The organism is Methylorubrum sp. POS3 (assembly GCF_043352485.1).
GTDB lineage: Bacteria > Pseudomonadota > Alphaproteobacteria > Rhizobiales > Beijerinckiaceae > Methylobacterium > Methylobacterium suomiense.
This window is the reverse complement of sequence record NZ_JAPRBT010000001.1, coordinates 2495011-2512304: the sequence shown is the minus strand read 5'-3', so window position 1 is coordinate 2512304 and position 17294 is coordinate 2495011. Positions and strand designations below refer to the sequence as shown.

Genomic DNA, 17294 nt, shown 5'->3' with positions numbered 1-17294 from the left:
TGCACGGAGCGTGACGCGATTCCCGGCCAAGAAGACGCGCGCGCCGGGGCGGCGCATCTTCGTGCGGGGAGCGTTCTAGACGACGAAAACCCGCACCCCGTCAAGGTCGGCCTTCCTGCATTGCGGGGACACCCGCCGTCGCTCGATGGAAGCGACCGGGTGCATAACCGGGTTGGTTTCACGTTTGATCCCAAGCGGCCCGTGTTTGACCCGTGTTTACGTCCGGCCCGCCCCGCTCACGAAGAAGTCACGCACCTTGGAGAAAAAGCCCGCACTTTCCGGGTGGTTCTCGTCGGAAGCCGACTGGTCGAACTCCTGCAGCAGCTCCCGCTGGCGCTTGGTGAGGTTCTGCGGCGTCTCGACGGAGACCTGGATGTAGAGATCGCCGATTTCCCGCGAGCGCAGCACCGGCATGCCCTTGCCCTTGATGCGGAACTGCTTGGCCGTCTGCGTGCCCGCCGGGATGCGGACTTGCGTTTGCGAGCCATCGATCACCGGTACGGTGATCTCGCCCGACAGGGCAGCCGTCACCATCGAGATCGGCACGCGGCAGAAGAGATCCGCTCCGTCGCGCTGGAAGAAGGGATGCGGCTTGATCGAGAGGAAGACGTACAGATCCCCCGCCGGTCCACCGCGCAGGCCGCTTTCCCCCTCCCCAGCGAGCCGGATGCGAAGACCGTCATCGACCCCCGCCGGGACATTGATCGAGAGCGTGCGCTCGCGGTTGACGCGGCCCGCACCGGAGCAAGCCGTGCAGGGATCGTCCACGACCTCGCCGCGGCCGTGACAATTCGGGCAGGTCCGCTCGATCGCGAAGAAACCCTGTGCCGCCCGCACCCGGCCATAGCCGCCGCAGGTCGGGCAGGTGCGCGGCTTCGAGCCGGCCTTGGCGCCGGTACCCGAGCAGACTTCGCAGGCGATGGAGGTCGGGATGCGGATCGTCTCGGTCTTGCCGGCGAACGCCTCTTCCAGGCTGATCTCCAGATTGTAGCGCAGGTCCGCGCCGCGCTCGCGCCCCGGCTGGCCGCGCCCCCGCTGGCCGGCCCCGGCGCCGGGAGCCCCACGTCCATCGCCGAAGAAATTCTCGAAAATGTCCGACATGAAGTCGCCGAACTCGTTGCCGAATCCGGGGCCGCCCCCGCCCCCCTGGCTGAAGGCGGCATGGCCGAACCGATCGTAGGCCGCGCGCTTCTGGCCGTCGGAGAGGCACTGATACGCCTCGTTGACTTCCTTGAACTTGATCTCGGCTTCCTTGTCGCCGGGATTGCGGTCCGGGTGATGGACCATGGCGAGCTTGCGGAAGGCGACCTTAAGTTCGCTCTCCGTGACGGTCTTGGAGACACCCAAGACCTCGTAATAGTCACGCTTCGACATTCCGGCCTCTGGAGCCTCGTTTCTGCGCGTCGGCTGCGGCTATTCTCGCCCGCGCCCCTTCTCGCGGCTCCGCCACCGAGCGGACCCTGAGAATCGATCATCGCATGTGGTGAGACGCCCCATAAGGTTGATCCCCGAGCAGGGCCCGGGGATCAAGCCACCGCAGCGGCGTCGCGATCAAAAAAGACCGGGAGCGGCGCTCGCGCATCGCTCCCGGCCGGCGCCGGATCAGGCGCGCTTCTTCTGGTCCTTCTCGTCGACCTCCTGGAAGTCGGCGTCGATAACGTCGTCCTTCTTGTCGGCCGAGGTCGAAGCCCCCTCGGCACCCGGAGCGCCTTCGGCCTGCGAGGCGGCGTACATCGCCTCGCCGAGCTTCATCGAAGCCTGCATCAGGTCGTTGGTCTTGGCCTTGATGCCCTCGGCATCCTCGCCCTCCAGCGCCGTGCGGAGCGCGGTGATGGCGGACTCGATGGCGCCCTTGTCGGCCGCCGAGACCTTGTCACCGTATTCCGACACCGACTTCTCGGTGGCGTGGATCAGGCTCTCGCCCTGGTTCTTGACCTCGACGAGCTCGCGACGGCGCTTGTCGGCCTCGGCATTCGCCTCGGCATCCTTGACCATCTTCTCGATATCCGCGTCCGAAAGACCGCCGGAGGCCTGGATGCGGATCTGGTGCTCCTTGTTCGTCGCCTTGTCCTTGGCCGTCACGTTGACGATGCCGTTGGCGTCGATGTCGAAGGTCACCTCGATCTGCGGCATGCCGCGTGGGGCCGGCGGGATACCCATCAGGTCGAACTGGCCGAGCAGCTTGTTGTCCGCCGCCATCTCGCGCTCACCCTGGAAGACCCGGATCGTCACGGCGTTCTGGTTGTCCTCCGCCGTGGAGAAGACCTGGGACTTCTTGGTCGGGATCGTGGTGTTGCGGTCGATCAGGCGGGTGAACACGCCACCCAGCGTCTCGATGCCGAGGGAGAGCGGGGTGACGTCGAGGAGCAGAACGTCCTTCACGTCGCCCTGAAGCACGCCCGCCTGGACCGCGGCGCCGATGGCGACGACCTCATCCGGGTTGACGCCCTTGTGGGGCTCCTTGCCGAAGAACGACTTCACGACCTCCTGCACCTTGGGCATGCGGGTCTGGCCGCCGACGAGCACCACCTCGTCGATCTCGGAGGCCGAAACGCCGGCATCCTTGAGCGCCTTGCGGCACGGCTCGATCGTACGCTGGACGAGGTCATCGACCAGCGACTCGAACTTGGCGCGGCTGAGCTTCAGCGCGAGGTGCTTCGGGCCCGAGGCATCGGCGGTGATGTAGGGCAGGTTGATCTCGGTCTGGGTGGCCGAGGACAGCTCGATCTTGGCCTTCTCGGCAGCCTCCTTGAGGCGCTGGAGGGCGAGCTTGTCCTTGGTCAGGTCGATGCCCTGCTCCTTCTTGAACTCGCTGGTGAGATACTCGACCACGCGGTTGTCGAAGTCCTCGCCGCCGAGGAACGTGTCGCCGTTCGTCGACTTCACCTCGAACACGCCGTCGCCGATCTCGAGGATCGAGACGTCGAAGGTGCCGCCGCCGAGATCGTAGACCGCGATGGTGCCGGCCTTCTTCTTGTCGAGGCCGTAGGCGAGCGCGGCAGCCGTCGGCTCGTTGATGATGCGCAGCACCTCGAGACCGGCGATCTTGCCGGCATCCTTGGTGGCCTGACGCTGGGCGTCGTTGAAGTAGGCCGGGACCGTGATGACCGCCTGCGTCACCGGCTGGCCGAGATGCGACTCGGCGGTCTCCTTCATCTTCTGAAGGGTGAAGGCGGAGATCTGGGACGGCGAGTAGCGCTTGCCATCGGCCTCGACCCAGGCGTCGCCGTTATCGCCCTTGGCGATCTTGTAGGGAACGAGACCCTTGTCCTTCTGCGTCAGCGGATCGTCGTAGGTACGGCCGATCAGGCGCTTGATCGCGAAGAAGGTGCGCTCCGGATTGGTCACGGCCTGCCGCTTGGCGGGCTGGCCGACGAGGCGCTCCCCGTCGTCGGTGAAAGCGACGATGGACGGGGTGGTGCGGGCGCCTTCCGCATTCTCGATGACCCTCGGCTGCGTGCCTTCCATGACGGCCACGCAGGAATTGGTGGTGCCGAGGTCGATACCGATCACTTTACCCATGGTGGGATCCCTCTGTTCGATGTTTCAAGCAGACCGCCGAGCCCCGAAGCAGCTCGACCCATGGCGGTACAAAACTTCCAGGTTTGAGAACGGGATGGATCCGAAGCGCGTCGCCTGGGCAGGATGCGCTTCCAAGGCCTCGTCCCGTGTCCCGCCGCATATAAGAAGACGGCTACGCCGCCGCAAGAACGACGCGCGACGTGCGAGACACGTCCCACAATCCGGCATTGTCACGGAGTTTTTTCCCGCAGCGGACGGGTCGGGCGGGCCTTTGCAGTTGCCAGGCTGCCACGCCCGCGCCACGGGTGACGTGCTAGAGACCGTTAAAGTTTCCTTCCCCGACCGGCCCCGAGCCAGGATCGCGACAGCCTGATGCGACTGCCCGTCTCCGTGAGTTCCGCCGCGCGCGCCGCCCCCCATCCGCGCGTCGCCGTCGTCGCTCTCCTCTGTCTCCTCGCATTCTGTCCCGCCGGCGCCCAGGCCCAGAGCTTCTTCGAGGAACTGTTCGGAATCGGCCGCGCGGCCAAGCCGCCGGCTCCGCCGCGCAATGTCCCGGTCCAGCCGCCGCCCGGCCCCGCCCCGGCGGAGCCCGTCGCCCCCGGCGAAGGCGCGGAAACGCGGCCGAGCGCCCCCGCCGCGCCACGCCAACCGGTGGTGCTCAAGGTTCCGGCGGAGGACAACGTCGCCGGTCAGGATCTTCAGCTCAACGGGCTGAACGGGTCGCTCAAGATCGAGAAGTCGGGGGCGGCCTATACCGCCGCGATGACGCTGCCCGGTACCAAGGTCTCGCAGCCGACCGAGGCGTGCACGGTCAAGCTGAATGCCGGCAAGCCGGTGACGCTTGCGGCCGAAGGGCGCTCGCAGGGGGTTTCGCGCTTCTCCTCCAGCGTGCCCGAGTGCCCGCTGCGATTCGAGATACTCGAAGGGAGCGTGCTGGTGACGCCGCTCGAGGACAAGCTCTGCACCTACACCGCGCAGGATTGCGCCACGACCCCGACCGGCTTGTGGGGACCGGCCGCCGCGACGCTCATGCCTCTGGCCGGCGAGTTCGATACCGCTCGCGGCATCGCCGACAAGGCGGTGCGCGACAATTTCAAGATCATGACGCAGAGGGCGCGCGGCCAGGATGTCCGGCCGATCGTGCAGGAGCAGGCCGCCTTCTCGTCCGACCGGGAGCAGGCTTGCCGCACCTATGCCCGCGAGGGTGCCCATGGCTATTGCCACCTGCGCTACACCGAGGCGCGGGCGATCGCCCTGGCGGCGCGGCTCGGCGCGAACACGGCAGCCCCGACGGCCTCCAACACGGCGCCGCGGCCGCGCCGGCCGAAGCCGGCAGTGGAGGGCGTGAATCCTGACGCGGCCGGCGGCGGGGACCCCTTCTCCGATCCGTAGCGGTTTCGCGTCGGCATCGTCGCGGGCCGGAACCCGACTTTGGCGATCCATGTTGCGCCGAGGTCCCCCGGAGCCTCGCGAGTGTCCATGACCGGCCCCAAGACCGAGCAGACGTCCGACCAGAAGATCGAAGCCTATACCGACCCGGCCGGCGGCTGGGGTTCAGCCCGATCCCTCGTCGACATCCTGACCCGCGAAGAAATCCCGGTCACCGGTGCCGCCATGCTGATGCGGCAGAACAAGCCCGACGGCTTCATGTGCGTATCCTGCGCATGGTCGAAGCCCGCCAAACCCTCGACCTTCGAGTATTGCGAGAACGGCGCGAAGGCGACCGCCTGGGAACAGACACGCAAGCGGATCGGCCCGGACTTCTTCGAACGCCACACCGTCACCGAATTGCTGACATGGTCGGACTACGCCCTTGAGGGGAAGGGCCGCCTCACCCATCCCCTGCGCTACGACGCACAACGCGACCGTTACGTCCCGGTCTCATGGGAGGATGCGTTCGATGAGATCGGCCGTGAACTGAAGGGCTTCGACCCGAATTCGGTCGTGTTCTACGCCTCCGGCCGAGCCTCGCTCGAAACCAGCTACATGTACGCGCTGTTCGCGCGCATCTACGGCACGAACAATCTGCCCGATTCCTCGAACATGTGCCACGAATCGACCTCGAAGGCCCTGCCGCAATCCATCGGCGTGTCCGTCGGGACGACAGTGCTGGAGGATTTCGAGACGACCGACCTGATCCTGTTCTTCGGGCAGAATGTCGGATCGAACGCGCCGCGGATGCTGCATCCGCTTCAGGATGCCCGCCGCCGGGGCGTCCCGATCATCACCTTCAACCCGCTTCGGGAGCGGGGCCTGGAGCGATTCACCAACCCCCAATCCCCCATCGAGATGCTGACGAAATCCTCGACGCAGATCTCGACGCAGTACCATCAGGTGAAGGCGGGCGGCGACATCGCCGCCATCACCGGCATCTGCAAGGCGCTTTTCGCGGCCGACCGCGAAGCGAAGGCTCAGGGCCGTCCTCGCATCCTCGATGTCGGTTTCATCGAGGAGCATACGCACGGCTTCGCGGAGTTCGAGGCGTTCTGCGATCGACAGGATTGGGCGGCGCTGGAGGTCAAGTCCGGCCTCAAACGCGAGGGTTTGGAAGCCGCCGCCGCCGTCTATGCCCGCGCCAGCGCCGTCATCGGCATCTACGGTATGGGCCTGACCCAGCACCGCCGCGGCACCGAGACGGTGCAGATGCTCGTCAACCTGCTCCTCCTGCGCGGGCATATCGGGCGACCCGGCGCGGGCATCTGTCCGGTGCGCGGCCATTCCAACGTACAGGGCCAGCGCACCGTCGGCATCGCCGACGATCCCGCCCTCGTGCCCCTCGACAAGCTGAAGGAACTGTACGGCTTCGAGCCGCCCCGGGAGAAGGGGCTCAACACCGTGGAGGCCTGCGAAGCGATCCTCGACGGCACCGTGAAAGCGTTCATCGGACTTGGGGGCAACTTCGTGCGCGCGGTCCCCGATACGCGGCGAATGGAAGAGGCATGGCGTCGCCAGCGCCTCACCGTGCAGGTCTCGACCAAGCTCAACCGGTCGCATCTCGTGCATGGGGAAGTCAGCTACATCCTGCCCTGCCTCGGGCGCATCGAGATCGACGAGCAGGCCAGCGGGCCGCAAGCGGTGTCGATGGAAGATTCGACCTCGTGCTTCCACGGCTCGAAGGGTGTGGCGAGCCCGGTCAGCGATCACGTCCGTTCGGAGCCGTGGATCGTGGCGCAGCTGGCGAAAGCGACGCTGCCCCCTCCCGCTCAGGTGGATTGGGATGGCTGGGTCGGTGATTACGCGAAGGTCCGCGACGCCATCGAGGCGACCTATCCGGCGACATTCAAGAACTTCAACGCCCGCCTGTTCGAGCCGGGCGGCGTGCACAAACCGTTGGCCGCCCGCCACCGCAAGTGGGAGACGCCGACGGGCAAGGCCAATTTCGTGCTGCCGCCGGACGGGCTGGAGGAGGATCCGGACATGCCCGCTCGCGGGCGCGAGGTGATCGACCTCATCACGTTGCGCTCGAACGATCAGTTCAACACCACCGTCTACGGCTATCACGACCGTTTTCGCGGGGTGAAAGGCACGCGCGACATCCTCTTCATGAACGAGAACGACATCGCCCGCCTGGGGCTGGCCGACGGCGAAATCGTGGACGTCGCCACCGATGCCTCGGACGGTTTCGACCGCGAGGTGAAGGGGCTGCGAATCGTCCGCTACGACATCCCCGAGGGCAATTGCGGCGGTTACTACCCGGAACTGAACGTGCTGATCCCGCTGTGGCACCACGACGCTCAGGCCAAGGTCCCGGCCGCCAAGGCCATCCCCGTGCGCGTCACTCGGTCAGCCATGCAGACGGCGCCAGGGGGGGCTTGAGCGGAAGGGCCGAACGGCGCACCGGATCGGACTCGACGGACGCCCGCGCCGGTCCATATTCCGATCCATGGATGGACCGGATGCAGCCTATGCGCGTCGGCAGGCGATCATCGATCGCCTGCTCAGCGACGCCCTCCGCCCAGCGGGTGGGATGGTGCTGCCGAGTCACGACGCCCTGCCGGCCGATATCCGCATGACGGTCGATCGGCTGCTCGCCAAGGCCGATGCCGAGCGGCGACGGTCCTTGACGTATGATGATCTCGAAGAGGCATTGCCGCCCCGCGATGTGACGGCGGACGATCTCGAAGCGATTTTCTGGGTTCTGGCCGAGTACGGCATCGAACTCGACGAGGGCGATTAGCGGTTTAATTTTCCGCCGCCTGCAACAACCGGGCGGCGGCCGCACGGGCCTCGTCGGTGATGGTTGCGCCGGCGAGCATCCGGGCGATCTCCTCCCGACGGGCATCGGCGGCAAGACCGACGACACGTGTCGTGACGCGCTCTTCCGCCTTCACACCCTTCGCCGCGCCCTTGGCCACCCCCTTGGCCGCCCCCTTCTCACCCTTCACACTGTCCTTCGCGATCCGGAAATGCGTGCCCGCACGGGCAGCGACCTGAGGTGCGTGCGTGACGGCCACGACCTGAACCTGAGCGGCCAGGCGCCCGAGCCGTGCACCGATGGCGTCGGCGACCGCGCCACCGAGACCGGTATCGATCTCGTCGAAGATCAGCGTCGGCGCCGAACCCTTGCCGGCCAGAACCACCTTCAGCGCCAGCATGAAGCGGGACAGTTCGCCGCCGGAGGCAACCTTCATCATCGGACCGGCGCGGGTGCCGGGATTGGTCTGCGCCCAGAATTCGACCCGCTCGGTCCCCGATGCGTCGCGCGATGCCTCATCGACGCTGATCTGCGTGATGAAACGAGCGCCCTCCAGTTTCAGGGGTGGGAGTTCGGCCTGCACCGCCGCATCGAGGGCTTTGGCGGCGCGGCGACGCCCGTCGCCGAGCTTCCTGGCCGCCGCTTCATAGGCCGTCTCCGCCGCGCTCTGTTCGGCTTCCAGCCCGGAGAGGGCTTTCTCACCCGCATCGAGGGCGGCGACATCCGCGTCGTAGCGGCTGCGCAGATCGGCGAGATCGTCGGCCGGGACGGCGTATTTGCGAGAGGCTGCCCGCAGGGCGAACAGGCGTTCCTCGACGCGCTCCAATTCGCGTGGATCGAATTCGGCGGCGAGCACAGCGGCATCGAGGGCGCTGCGGGCCTCGTCCAGGGCGTTGAGGGCAGCATCGAGGGCGGCGATGCTCGGTTCGACCAAGCTCGGTACGGTGGCGGCGCGACGCTCCAGGCGGCGCACGGCGGAGGAAAGGTGGGGCACCATCGAGCCGGTTCCGCCGACGAGCTCCAGCGCCTCGTTCAACTCGCGGGCAACCTTCTCGCCCTGCTGCATCACCGTCCGGCGCTCGGCCAGGCTCGCTTCCTCACCGGGCTGCGGATCGAGATTGCCGAGTTCCTCCACGGCGTGGCGCAGGAAGTCGGCCTCCTTCTGCGCCGCCTCGACCCGCGCTCGCTGCTCCGACAGGGCCGTCCGCGCGGCGCGCACGCGCTTGGCGGCAGTCGCGACCGCCGCCAGCGGACCCTGGAGGCCGCCGAAGGCATCGAGAATCGCTCGGTGCGTGGTGGGATCGGCGAGCGCACGATCGTCGTGCTGACCGTGAATCTCCACGAGGGCGGTCCCGATCGCACGCATGGTCTGCACGCCGACGGGCTGATCGTTGACGAAGGCACGGGTGCGCCCGTCGGCGAATTGCGTGCGGCGCAGAATGAGATCGCCGTCGGTGTCGATCTCGGCCGCCGCCGCGATCGCCCGGGCCGGATGGTCGGTCGCCACATCGAAGACCGCGGTGACGCCGCCCTGCGACTCCCCATGGCGCACGAGGCCACCATCGCCGCGACCGCCCAGGGCGAGGGCGAAGGCGTCGAGGAGGATCGACTTTCCCGCACCGGTCTCGCCGGTGAGCACGGTGAGCCCCCCGGAAAAGGTCAGGTCGAGCTTGTCGATCAGTACGATGTCGCGGATCGCGAGCTGGACGAGCATGCCGCGCCGAGAATTCCTGCGTGGATCAATCCTGGAATGGACGGCGTCTCATACGGCGGCACGCGCCGGACTTCACCCTAAAAAGCGAAGGGCGCGGCCCGCGCCGCGCCCTTCGCTTCGATCTGCGCCGATCCGACTCAGTTGGCCGATGCGGTCTTCTGGCCGGTCACGGTACGGAACGCGCGGCTGAGCCAGGAGGACTTCTCCTCGCGGGGCTCCAGGCCACCCGTCTGCAGGAGCGCATAGGCGTCCTTGTACCACGGGCTGTCCGGGAAGTTGTGGCCCAGCACGGCCGCCGCATTCTGCGCCTCGGCGGTGATGCCGAGCGCCATATAGGCCTCGACGAGGCGCTCGAGGGCCTCCTCGGTGTGGCGGGTGGTCTGATACTTCGAGATCACGTCGCGGAAGCGATTGATCGCCGCCGGGAAGGACCGCTTCTCGAGATAGAAGCGACCGACCTCCATCTCCTTGGCGGCGAGCTGATCGCGGGTGATCTGAATCTTCGACTTGGCGTCGTTGGTGTACTCGGAGTTCGGGTACTTCTGGACGAGTTCCTGCAGCGCGACGAGGGCGCGCTCCGAGCGCTCCTGATCACGGGTCACGTCCGGAATCTGCTTATACTGCGACATCGCCATCAGGTACTGCGCGTAGGCCGCGTCCTTGCTGGCGGGATGGCGCTGAAGATAGCGCTTCGAGGCGGTGATCGCGTCGTCGTACTTCGCGCCCTCGTAATTCGAGTAGGCGGTCATCAGCAGTGCCCGGCGCGACCAGTCGGAGTAGGTGTACTGCTTGTCGAGCTGATCGAAGGTCTTGGAAGCGCCTTCGAAGTCGCGGTCTTCCATCTTCGCCAAGCCGTCGCTGTACAGCTTGTCGGCCGGCGTGTCCGGAACCGCCTCGGGCTTGTACTTCTCGGCGAACAGGTTGGTCGGATCGAGGGCATCGCAGCCGCCGAGGCCGACGCCGAGGCTGAGGAGCACGGCCGCCATCGCGCCACGGGTCGGGAAGGTCAGAGGCATCGCGGTCAAATCCCTGTCAGGCACGGGCCACCCGAGAGGGGGCACGCGTCCTACGCGCAGGCTCTAGCGTTGGGGTCCGATTCTGGCGCGAAAGCGGCAGGTTCCCACGAGATGTTAAGGAATCCCGTGTGCAGCGCCGGAGCAGCGGACCTGTGTCTTGCCGGTTACAGTTCGGCGGCGAAGGCGGCGAGGCCTAGGGCGGCGCCGTACTCGGCACGGGCCGGCTCGCGGCGGGTGTTCTGGCCCTCGACGATGGCGTAGTTCGCGCGGTCGGCGAACAGGGCCTGGAGGATGCCGACATTCATGCGGTGACCGCCGCAATAGGAGCGGTAAGCACCCTGGAGCGGAAGGCCGGCCAGGGCGAGATCGCCGACGGCATCGAGCAGCTTGTGGCGGACGAACTCGTCCGGGTAGCGCAGGCCTTCGGGATTGACGACGGCGGTCTCGCCGACGGCGACCGTGTTGTCGAGGGAGGCGCCGAGGGCGAAGCCGGCCTTCCAGTAGCGCTCGACGTCCTTCATCATGCCGAAGGTACGGGCGCCCGCGATCTCGCGGCGATAGGCGGCCGGGGTGAGGTCCATCGCCTTGCGCGAGCGGCCGATCACCGGGGATTCGAAGTCGATCTCCACGTCGAGGCGGAAGCCGCGATCGATCGGGCGGAGTTCGGCGAAGGCGCGACCGACCTCGATCCGGACCGGCTGCAGCACCTTGATCCAGCGGCGCGCTGCGCCGCAGGGGCTGAGACCGACACCGTCGATGGCTTGGACGAAGAGGCGGGCGCTGCCGTCGAGGATCGGCATCTCGGGCCCGTCGATCTCGACGAGGACGTTGTCGACGCCCAGACCGTAAAGGGCGGACATCAGGTGCTCGATGGTGGCGACCGCGCCGGTCTCGTTATCGCCAATGACGGTGCAGAGTTCGGTGGCGGAAACGCAGGCGTAGTGGGCCTTGATGAGCCGGTCGTTGCCGGTGGGCGTTCCGGTGCGGAGGAAGGCGATACCGTGATTGGCGGGTGCGGGGTGGAGGGTGATCTCCGCCGGGTTCCCGGAATGGACGCCGATGCCGGTCAGGGTCACGGACGCTTTGATCGTTGTTTGTTGGTTCGTCCGCATACCTTAGCCCTCGGCCAGGATCCTTCCCGCGCACCCTTGAATCTGGCGCGATGCGAGAAGTCCGTCCGCTGCTTGAAGCCACTGCGAGCGCTCCGGCTGTAGCCGCCGTTCGCGCCTTCTGTCGTTCCGCAGGTGGTATAACTGCGGTGCACAGACCGGCCAAATCACGGATTCTTACGGTCTGTTACAGCCACGGTTTTGCCACGAACATTGAAAAACAGTTGAGCACCAATGTCTTAACAAGCAGCTAAACCCGGGACCTTCCGGTCCCGGGTCTGTGGCGGAAATGTCCCAGTGACGCCTGACGCGATGCGTCAGGCCGTCAGCCGGGCTGGTTTCAGTTCGCCTGACGACGGAGGAAGGCGGGGATCTCGAGCTGATCGTCCTCCATCATCCGCGGCGGCATGGCACGACCCTGGGGATCGAGATTGCCGGCAGCCGGGCGGTATTGCGGCGCCTGGGGCGCCGGGGCGCGGACCGCGTGCTCGACCCGCGGGGCCGGGATCGTCGGCGCCGGGGCAGCGGCGCGCGGGGCCGGCGGCATCGGGGCGGCCTCGGCCTCCTCGCGGCGACCGCCGAAGCCGACGGTGGCGAGACGGCGCAGGAGGGTCATGCGCTTGGAGTCCTGGGCGGGCTCGGGCGCCTGCTCATCGCCGCGGCTCTTGAGAATCTGCGCCTGGGTGTGGGGCGGCAGGTCCGAGATCTGCGGCATGCGCGGGGGCCGGGCGAGCTGCGGACGCGGCGGCACGTAGGGGCCGGCACCGAGGGAAGCCGTCTCCTGGATCGGGGCGGCCGGGGCCGGCGGCTCGTAGGCCGGGGCGGCGACGCGGGCAGGCGCCTGAGTCAGCATCACGTCATGATGGTGCATCATCGGGGCCGGCTCGGGACGAAAGGTCTCGGCGCGCACGGGCTCGGGCGCTGTCGCCTCGGGCATCACCGGACGGGGCGCCGGAGCCTGCTCGACCCGCAGGGGCTCGGGGGCCGGACGCTGGACGTGGAGCGGCGCGGCGGTCTGGCTGGCGGGCGAGAGCGCGGCCGACGCCCGGGCGCGGGCCTCGGCACGCAGACGCTCGGCGACTTCGGCGATGCGCTGCTCGGTCTGGGCGATTTCCGGGTTGTTCGGCGAATCGGCCGAGATCAGCGCCGGCTCGATGCCGGTGGCGACCACCGAGACGCGGATGATGCCGTCGAGGCTCTCGTCGAAGGTGGCACCGAGGATGATGTTGGCGTCCTGATCCACTTCCTCGCGGATGCGGGTCGCGGCCTCGTCGAGCTCGTACAGGGTAAGGTCGCTGCCGCCGGTGATCGAGATCAGCAGGCCGCGGGCGCCCTTCATCGACACGTCGTCGAGAAGCGGGTTGGCGATGGCGGCTTCCGCCGCGCGGTTGGCGCGGTTCTCACCAGAGGCCTCACCCGTGCCCATCATCGCCTTGCCCATGCCGCGCATGATCGCGCGGACGTCGGCGAAGTCGAGGTTGATCAGGCCTTCCTTCACCATCAGGTCGGTGATGCAGGCGACGCCCGAGTAGAGCACCTGGTCGGCCATGGCGAAGGCGTCGGCGAAGGTGGTCTTCTCGTTGGCGACCCGGAACAGGTTCTGGTTCGGGATGACGATCAGGGTATCGACCGCCGCCTGAAGCTCCTGGATGCCGGCTTCGGCGGTGCGCATCCGGCGCATGCCCTCGAACTGGAACGGCTTCGTCACGACGCCGACCGTCAGGATGCCCATGTCACGTGCCGCGCGGGCGATGACCGGGGCCGCGCCGGTGCCGGTGCCGCCGCCCATGCCGGCGGTGATGAAGGCCATGTGGGCGCCCGAGAGCTGATCGCGGATCTCGTCGATCACCTCCTCGGCGGCCGCCGAGCCGACTTCCGGATGCGAGCCGGCACCGAGGCCCTGCGTGACGCCGATGCCCATCTGGATGACGCGCTCGGCCTTCGACGAGGTCAGGGCCTGGGCATCCGTGTTGGCCACGACGAATTCGCAGCCGAGAAGGCCCGATTCGATCATGTTGTTGACGGCATTGCCGCCGGCGCCGCCGACGCCGAAGACGGTGATGCGGGGCTTGAGCTCGCGGATGTCGGGTGCCTGAAGAGAGATGGCCATGGTGGTCGTGCCCTTCGTGACTGCTTTAAGCGATTGCCTGATCGACGCCCTGGGGACGCCTGCCCTGATGTCTGTGCCGCCCTTCACCTTCCGGCCGGGCGGGTCGTTCTTCAGAAACTTTCGCGGATCCAGCGACCGACCCGCGAGAAGTATCCGTCCGTTCCCGTGCCGGCGAAGGCGCCCTGCCCCCGCGGCTCGAAATGCTCCGCATGCGCGACCTGCGGGTAGACCAGCATTCCGACCGAGGCCGAGAAAGCCGGGCCCTTCGCGGCCTCCGGCAGGCCGCGGATCCCCAGCGGACGGCCGATGCGAACCTGTCCCTGCAGGATGCGCCGTGCCGTCTCGGGCATGCCGACGAGTTGGCTGGCGCCGCCGGTCAGAATCACCCGGCGGCCGGCCTGAGCGCCGAAGCCCGCGTTGCGCAGGCGGTCGCGAACGAGTTCGAGGACTTCCTCGACCCGCGGCTTGACGATGCGCACCAGCTGCGAGCGCGGGACGTGCGAGGGTGCCTCGCCCTCGTCCTCGCCGACGCCGTGGACCGCGATCATGTCCCGCTCGTCGGACGCGGTGGCGATGGCCGAGCCGTAGAGGGTCTTGAGCCGCTCGGCGACCGAGACGCGGGTCGAGAGGCCGCGGGCGATGTCCATGGTGACGTGGTGACCGCCGACCGCGACTGCGTCGCAATGGACGAGATGGCCGCCGGTGAAGACGCCGACGCTGGTGGTGCCGCCGCCCATATCGACGACCGCGCAGCCGAGTTCCGCCTCATCGTCCACGAGGGCCGAGAGGCCCGCAGCATAGGGGGTGGCGATCACGGCATCGACGCCGAGATGGCAATGCTCGACCGCCAGCATCAGGTTGCGGGCCGCGGCCGCCTCCGCCGTAACGACATGGAGATCGACCCCGAGGGCGTCGCCGATCATGCCCGACGGGTCGATCACCGCTCCCTGGCCGTCCAGCGCGTAGCCGGTCGGCAGGGCGTGGAGCACGGCGCGTCCGGGGCTCACGCCGTGGGCGCTCGCGCTCTCCAGCACCCGCTCGACATCGGCGCCGGTGACGGTGCCGGAGCGGACGTTCACCCGCGCCTCGAAATGCTGCGAGGCGAGGCGGCCGCCGGAGATATTGACGATGACCGATTGGACCTCGGCCTTGGCCATCCGCTCGGCGGCGTGGACCGCCTGACGGATCGCCCCTTCGGCGGCTTCGAGATCGACGATGGCGCCGCCCTTCAGCCCTAGGGAGCGTTGATGGCCGATGCCGATGATGCGGGCGAGATGGGTGCGCCCGCGCAGAGTCGAGACCGCCTCGGCGGGCTGCAATTCGGCGATGAGGCACACGACCTTGCTGGTGCCGATATCGAGCACCGACATGGTCGCACTCCGGCGGGCGGAGAGCGGCTTCAGGCGCGGCGTGAGGCAGTGGGGGGTCTGCATCGGACGCTACTTTGCGGAAACGCGGCGGGAAACGGAGCGAAGGGCGGAACGAAGGGCCGTACGGGGCGTGCTCATGTGGGCGTGCCCTTCTTCGGCTTCTTGCGGCTCTCGGCGCGGGCGGCGGCCGCCTCCTCCGTGAGGCGCACCACGACGCGGTCGGCCATGCGCAGGTCGACGGCGATGATGTCCTTCTCGAGGATGCGGTTCTCGCGCTCGATCCGCACCAGACGGGTCAGCGCGTCGGCCGCCCCGGTCTCCGGGAGGCGGATGTCGACGCCGTCGAGCTTGAGGGTCCAGCGTCGTCCGGACACGAAGGTGCCGGCCTTGATGCGCGCGCCCAGCGGCCCGGCGGCCTCGATCATCGCCAGATATTCCGGAAGGCGGGCATTGGCCCCCTCCCCGACCACCAGGGGCAGGTTGACGTAGCGCTCGTCGCGCATCTCGTCGATCACGGTGCCGTCGGCGGCGATCACCTGGATCTCGCCGTTGCGCTGCCAGAGGGCGGCGGGCTCCCGCTCGACCTGATTGATGACGATCTCGTTCGGATAGATCTTGCGCACGGAGACGCTGGCGATCAGCGGCTCGGCGAGCAGGCGCTCGCGGGCCTTGTCGAGATCGAGGAAGGGGACGGAGGAGCGCCAGTCGATCCCGGCGGCGCTCAGCACCTCGCGCTCGTACATCCGCGAGATGCCGGAAATCGTCACGCGCTCGACGCCGAAGCCGGCGATGCGGGCGAGAATGTCGAGCGGTCGGCCGTGCTCGGCCGTGAAGGCGTCGTAGCGTCCGCTCGCCACGAAACCGGCGAGCGCGACGGCACCGGCCAGACCGGAGATCAGGGCCGTGCCGGCGAGCCGCGGAACCCGCTGCTCGATCGGCGCAGCCGCGCGCAGGCGCCGGGCGGAGGAGAACCGCCGCAGAACCCGGGGCAGCCGCAGCCGGAACCCCGTGGGGGCTCCGCCGCTTCCGAGACCGGAAGCGTTCAGCGGCTGAGAGAAGCGTCCTCCACCATCCATCGGACGAGTTCACCGAAACTCAGGCCCGCATGGGCCGCGATCTCCGGCACAAGGCTCGTCTGGGTCATGCCGGGCTGCGTGTTGACCTCCAGCACGACGAGGGCGCCGGTTCCCCCCGGCGTATCGTCGTAACGTAGGTCGGCACGGCTGACGCCACGGCATCCCAGTGCTTGATGCGCCGTTAACGCCAACTCTTGGACACGCTGGTAAACATTTAGTTTAAGGTCCGCCGGAAGGACGTGGATCGACCCCCCTCCGGCGTACTTTGCGTCGAAGTCGTACCACTCCCCCGAGACCGGCTTGATCTCGGTCACGCCCAGTGCCCGGTCACCGATCACGGCGCAGGTCAGCTCGCGGCCGGCAACGTAAGTCTCTGCAAGGACTTCCTCGCCGTAGGTCCAGGCGTCCGAAGCCAGAATCTGGGGCGGATGCGAGCGCTCCTCGCGGACGATGATGACCCCCATCGAGGAGCCTTCGGCGATGGGCTTCACGACATAGGGAGGAGTTAATGGGTGTGACTTCGCCGCATCATGACGGTTAACGACGCGCCCCTCCGGAACGGACACGCCGGCCGCCTTCATGACCGTTTTGGCACGCTCCTTGTGCATGGCGAGCGCCGAGGCCAGCACGCCCGAATGGGTGTAGGGGATCTTCAGGATCTCCAAGAGACCCTGGATCGTCCCGTCCTCGCCGGCCGGTCCGTGCAGCGCGTTCAGCGCCACGTCGGGGGCGAGCGCGGTCAGCACGGTGGCGATGTCCGGCCCGACATCGACCGGCGTCACCCGAAACCCCTCCCCTTCCAACGCTCGGGCGCAGGCGGTGCCGGAGCGGAGCGAGATCTCCCGCTCGGAGGACCAGCCGCCCATCAGGACGGCGACGTGCTTGGACATGGGGTGGCTCCGGGCGTCGTGAGGGTCAGGGATAGGAAGGAAGGACCGATAAGGGCGCGCAGGCGCGTGCACAGGTCGTCAGTCGCCGCAGTGGGGAGAGCACCGACGGCGCGCAGGATCCGCGAAGGCTCGATGCAGGCGATCTTCACCGGCCGGACCACGGAGGGGACGACGAGGCCCGTCGCTGCGAGATCGTGGATCGGCCAATCGTCGGCCAAAGGGTCGGTTGCGTGCGCTCGTCATCATGGCGATCCACACGAAGCCCGCTCGACCGACCGCCTCACCCGAGATC

Annotated in this window: 12 protein-coding genes; 3 read left to right on the top strand and 9 right to left on the bottom strand. The window is 67.8% G+C overall.

Features of this window, described 5'->3' with window-relative positions:
* Positions 1 to 216: 216 nt before the first annotated feature.
* Together dnaJ and dnaK are read right to left on the bottom strand one after the other, a co-directional pair.
* The gene (gene dnaJ / locus OWC43_RS11760) at positions 217 to 1374 is read right to left on the bottom strand and encodes a molecular chaperone DnaJ (protein WP_137827839.1); all 1158 of its coding nucleotides are present in this window, start codon (positions 1372 to 1374) and stop codon (positions 217 to 219) included.
* A 228-nt stretch (positions 1375 to 1602) separates the two neighbouring features.
* Positions 1603 to 3522 (bottom strand): molecular chaperone DnaK, encoded by a 1920-nt coding sequence (gene dnaK / locus OWC43_RS11755; protein WP_393956820.1) that lies wholly within the window; start codon positions 3520 to 3522, stop codon positions 1603 to 1605.
* 372 nt (positions 3523 to 3894) lie between these two features.
* On the opposite strand from dnaK, the gene OWC43_RS11750 reads away from it, so the two are divergent.
* The 3 genes from OWC43_RS11750 (at position 3895) to OWC43_RS11740 (ending at position 7699) form a co-directional block, all read left to right on the top strand.
* A complete protein-coding gene (locus tag OWC43_RS11750; protein ID WP_393956819.1) occupies positions 3895 to 4914 on the top strand; it encodes a hypothetical protein in 1020 nt (339 codons plus the stop codon).
* An 87-nt stretch (positions 4915 to 5001) separates the two neighbouring features.
* Entirely contained in the window at positions 5002 to 7338 is a 2337-nt protein-coding gene (locus OWC43_RS11745) for an FdhF/YdeP family oxidoreductase (protein ID WP_393956818.1), read from the top strand.
* A 67-nt stretch (positions 7339 to 7405) separates the two neighbouring features.
* A complete protein-coding gene (locus OWC43_RS11740; RefSeq protein WP_137827835.1) occupies positions 7406 to 7699 on the top strand; it encodes an RNA polymerase sigma factor region1.1 domain-containing protein in 294 nt (97 codons plus the stop codon).
* Between the two features lie 4 nt (positions 7700 to 7703).
* Here OWC43_RS11740 and recN read toward each other — a convergent pair whose 3' ends face one another.
* From recN to OWC43_RS11705, 7 genes are all read right to left on the bottom strand, one after another.
* A complete protein-coding gene (gene recN, locus OWC43_RS11735; protein ID WP_393956817.1) occupies positions 7704 to 9431 on the bottom strand; it encodes a DNA repair protein RecN in 1728 nt (575 codons plus the stop codon).
* A gap of 137 nt (positions 9432 to 9568) precedes the next feature.
* The gene (locus OWC43_RS11730; RefSeq protein ID WP_137827833.1) at positions 9569 to 10447 is read right to left on the bottom strand and encodes an outer membrane protein assembly factor BamD; all 879 of its coding nucleotides are present in this window, start codon (positions 10445 to 10447) and stop codon (positions 9569 to 9571) included.
* Positions 10448 to 10611: 164 nt separating this feature from the next.
* On the bottom strand, positions 10612 to 11559 hold the full coding sequence (gene lpxC / locus OWC43_RS11725) for a UDP-3-O-acyl-N-acetylglucosamine deacetylase (RefSeq protein ID WP_393956816.1): 948 nt from the start codon (positions 11557 to 11559) through the stop codon (positions 10612 to 10614).
* Between the two features lie 337 nt (positions 11560 to 11896).
* Positions 11897 to 13666 carry a cell division protein FtsZ gene (gene ftsZ / locus OWC43_RS11720; RefSeq protein WP_393956815.1) on the bottom strand — a complete coding sequence of 590 codons (1770 nt, stop codon included), beginning with the start codon at positions 13664 to 13666 and terminating at the stop codon, positions 11897 to 11899.
* Between the two features lie 110 nt (positions 13667 to 13776).
* A complete protein-coding gene (ftsA, locus tag OWC43_RS11715; protein WP_393956814.1) occupies positions 13777 to 15099 on the bottom strand; it encodes a cell division protein FtsA in 1323 nt (440 codons plus the stop codon).
* 71 nt (positions 15100 to 15170) lie between these two features.
* A complete protein-coding gene (locus OWC43_RS11710; protein ID WP_137827829.1) occupies positions 15171 to 16112 on the bottom strand; it encodes a cell division protein FtsQ/DivIB in 942 nt (313 codons plus the stop codon).
* Positions 16079 to 17002 carry a D-alanine--D-alanine ligase gene (locus OWC43_RS11705; RefSeq protein ID WP_137827828.1) on the bottom strand — a complete coding sequence of 308 codons (924 nt, stop codon included), beginning with the start codon at positions 17000 to 17002 and terminating at the stop codon, positions 16079 to 16081. The genes OWC43_RS11710 and OWC43_RS11705 overlap by 34 nt, the downstream gene beginning before the upstream one ends.
* Positions 17003 to 17294: the final 292 nt, after the last annotated feature.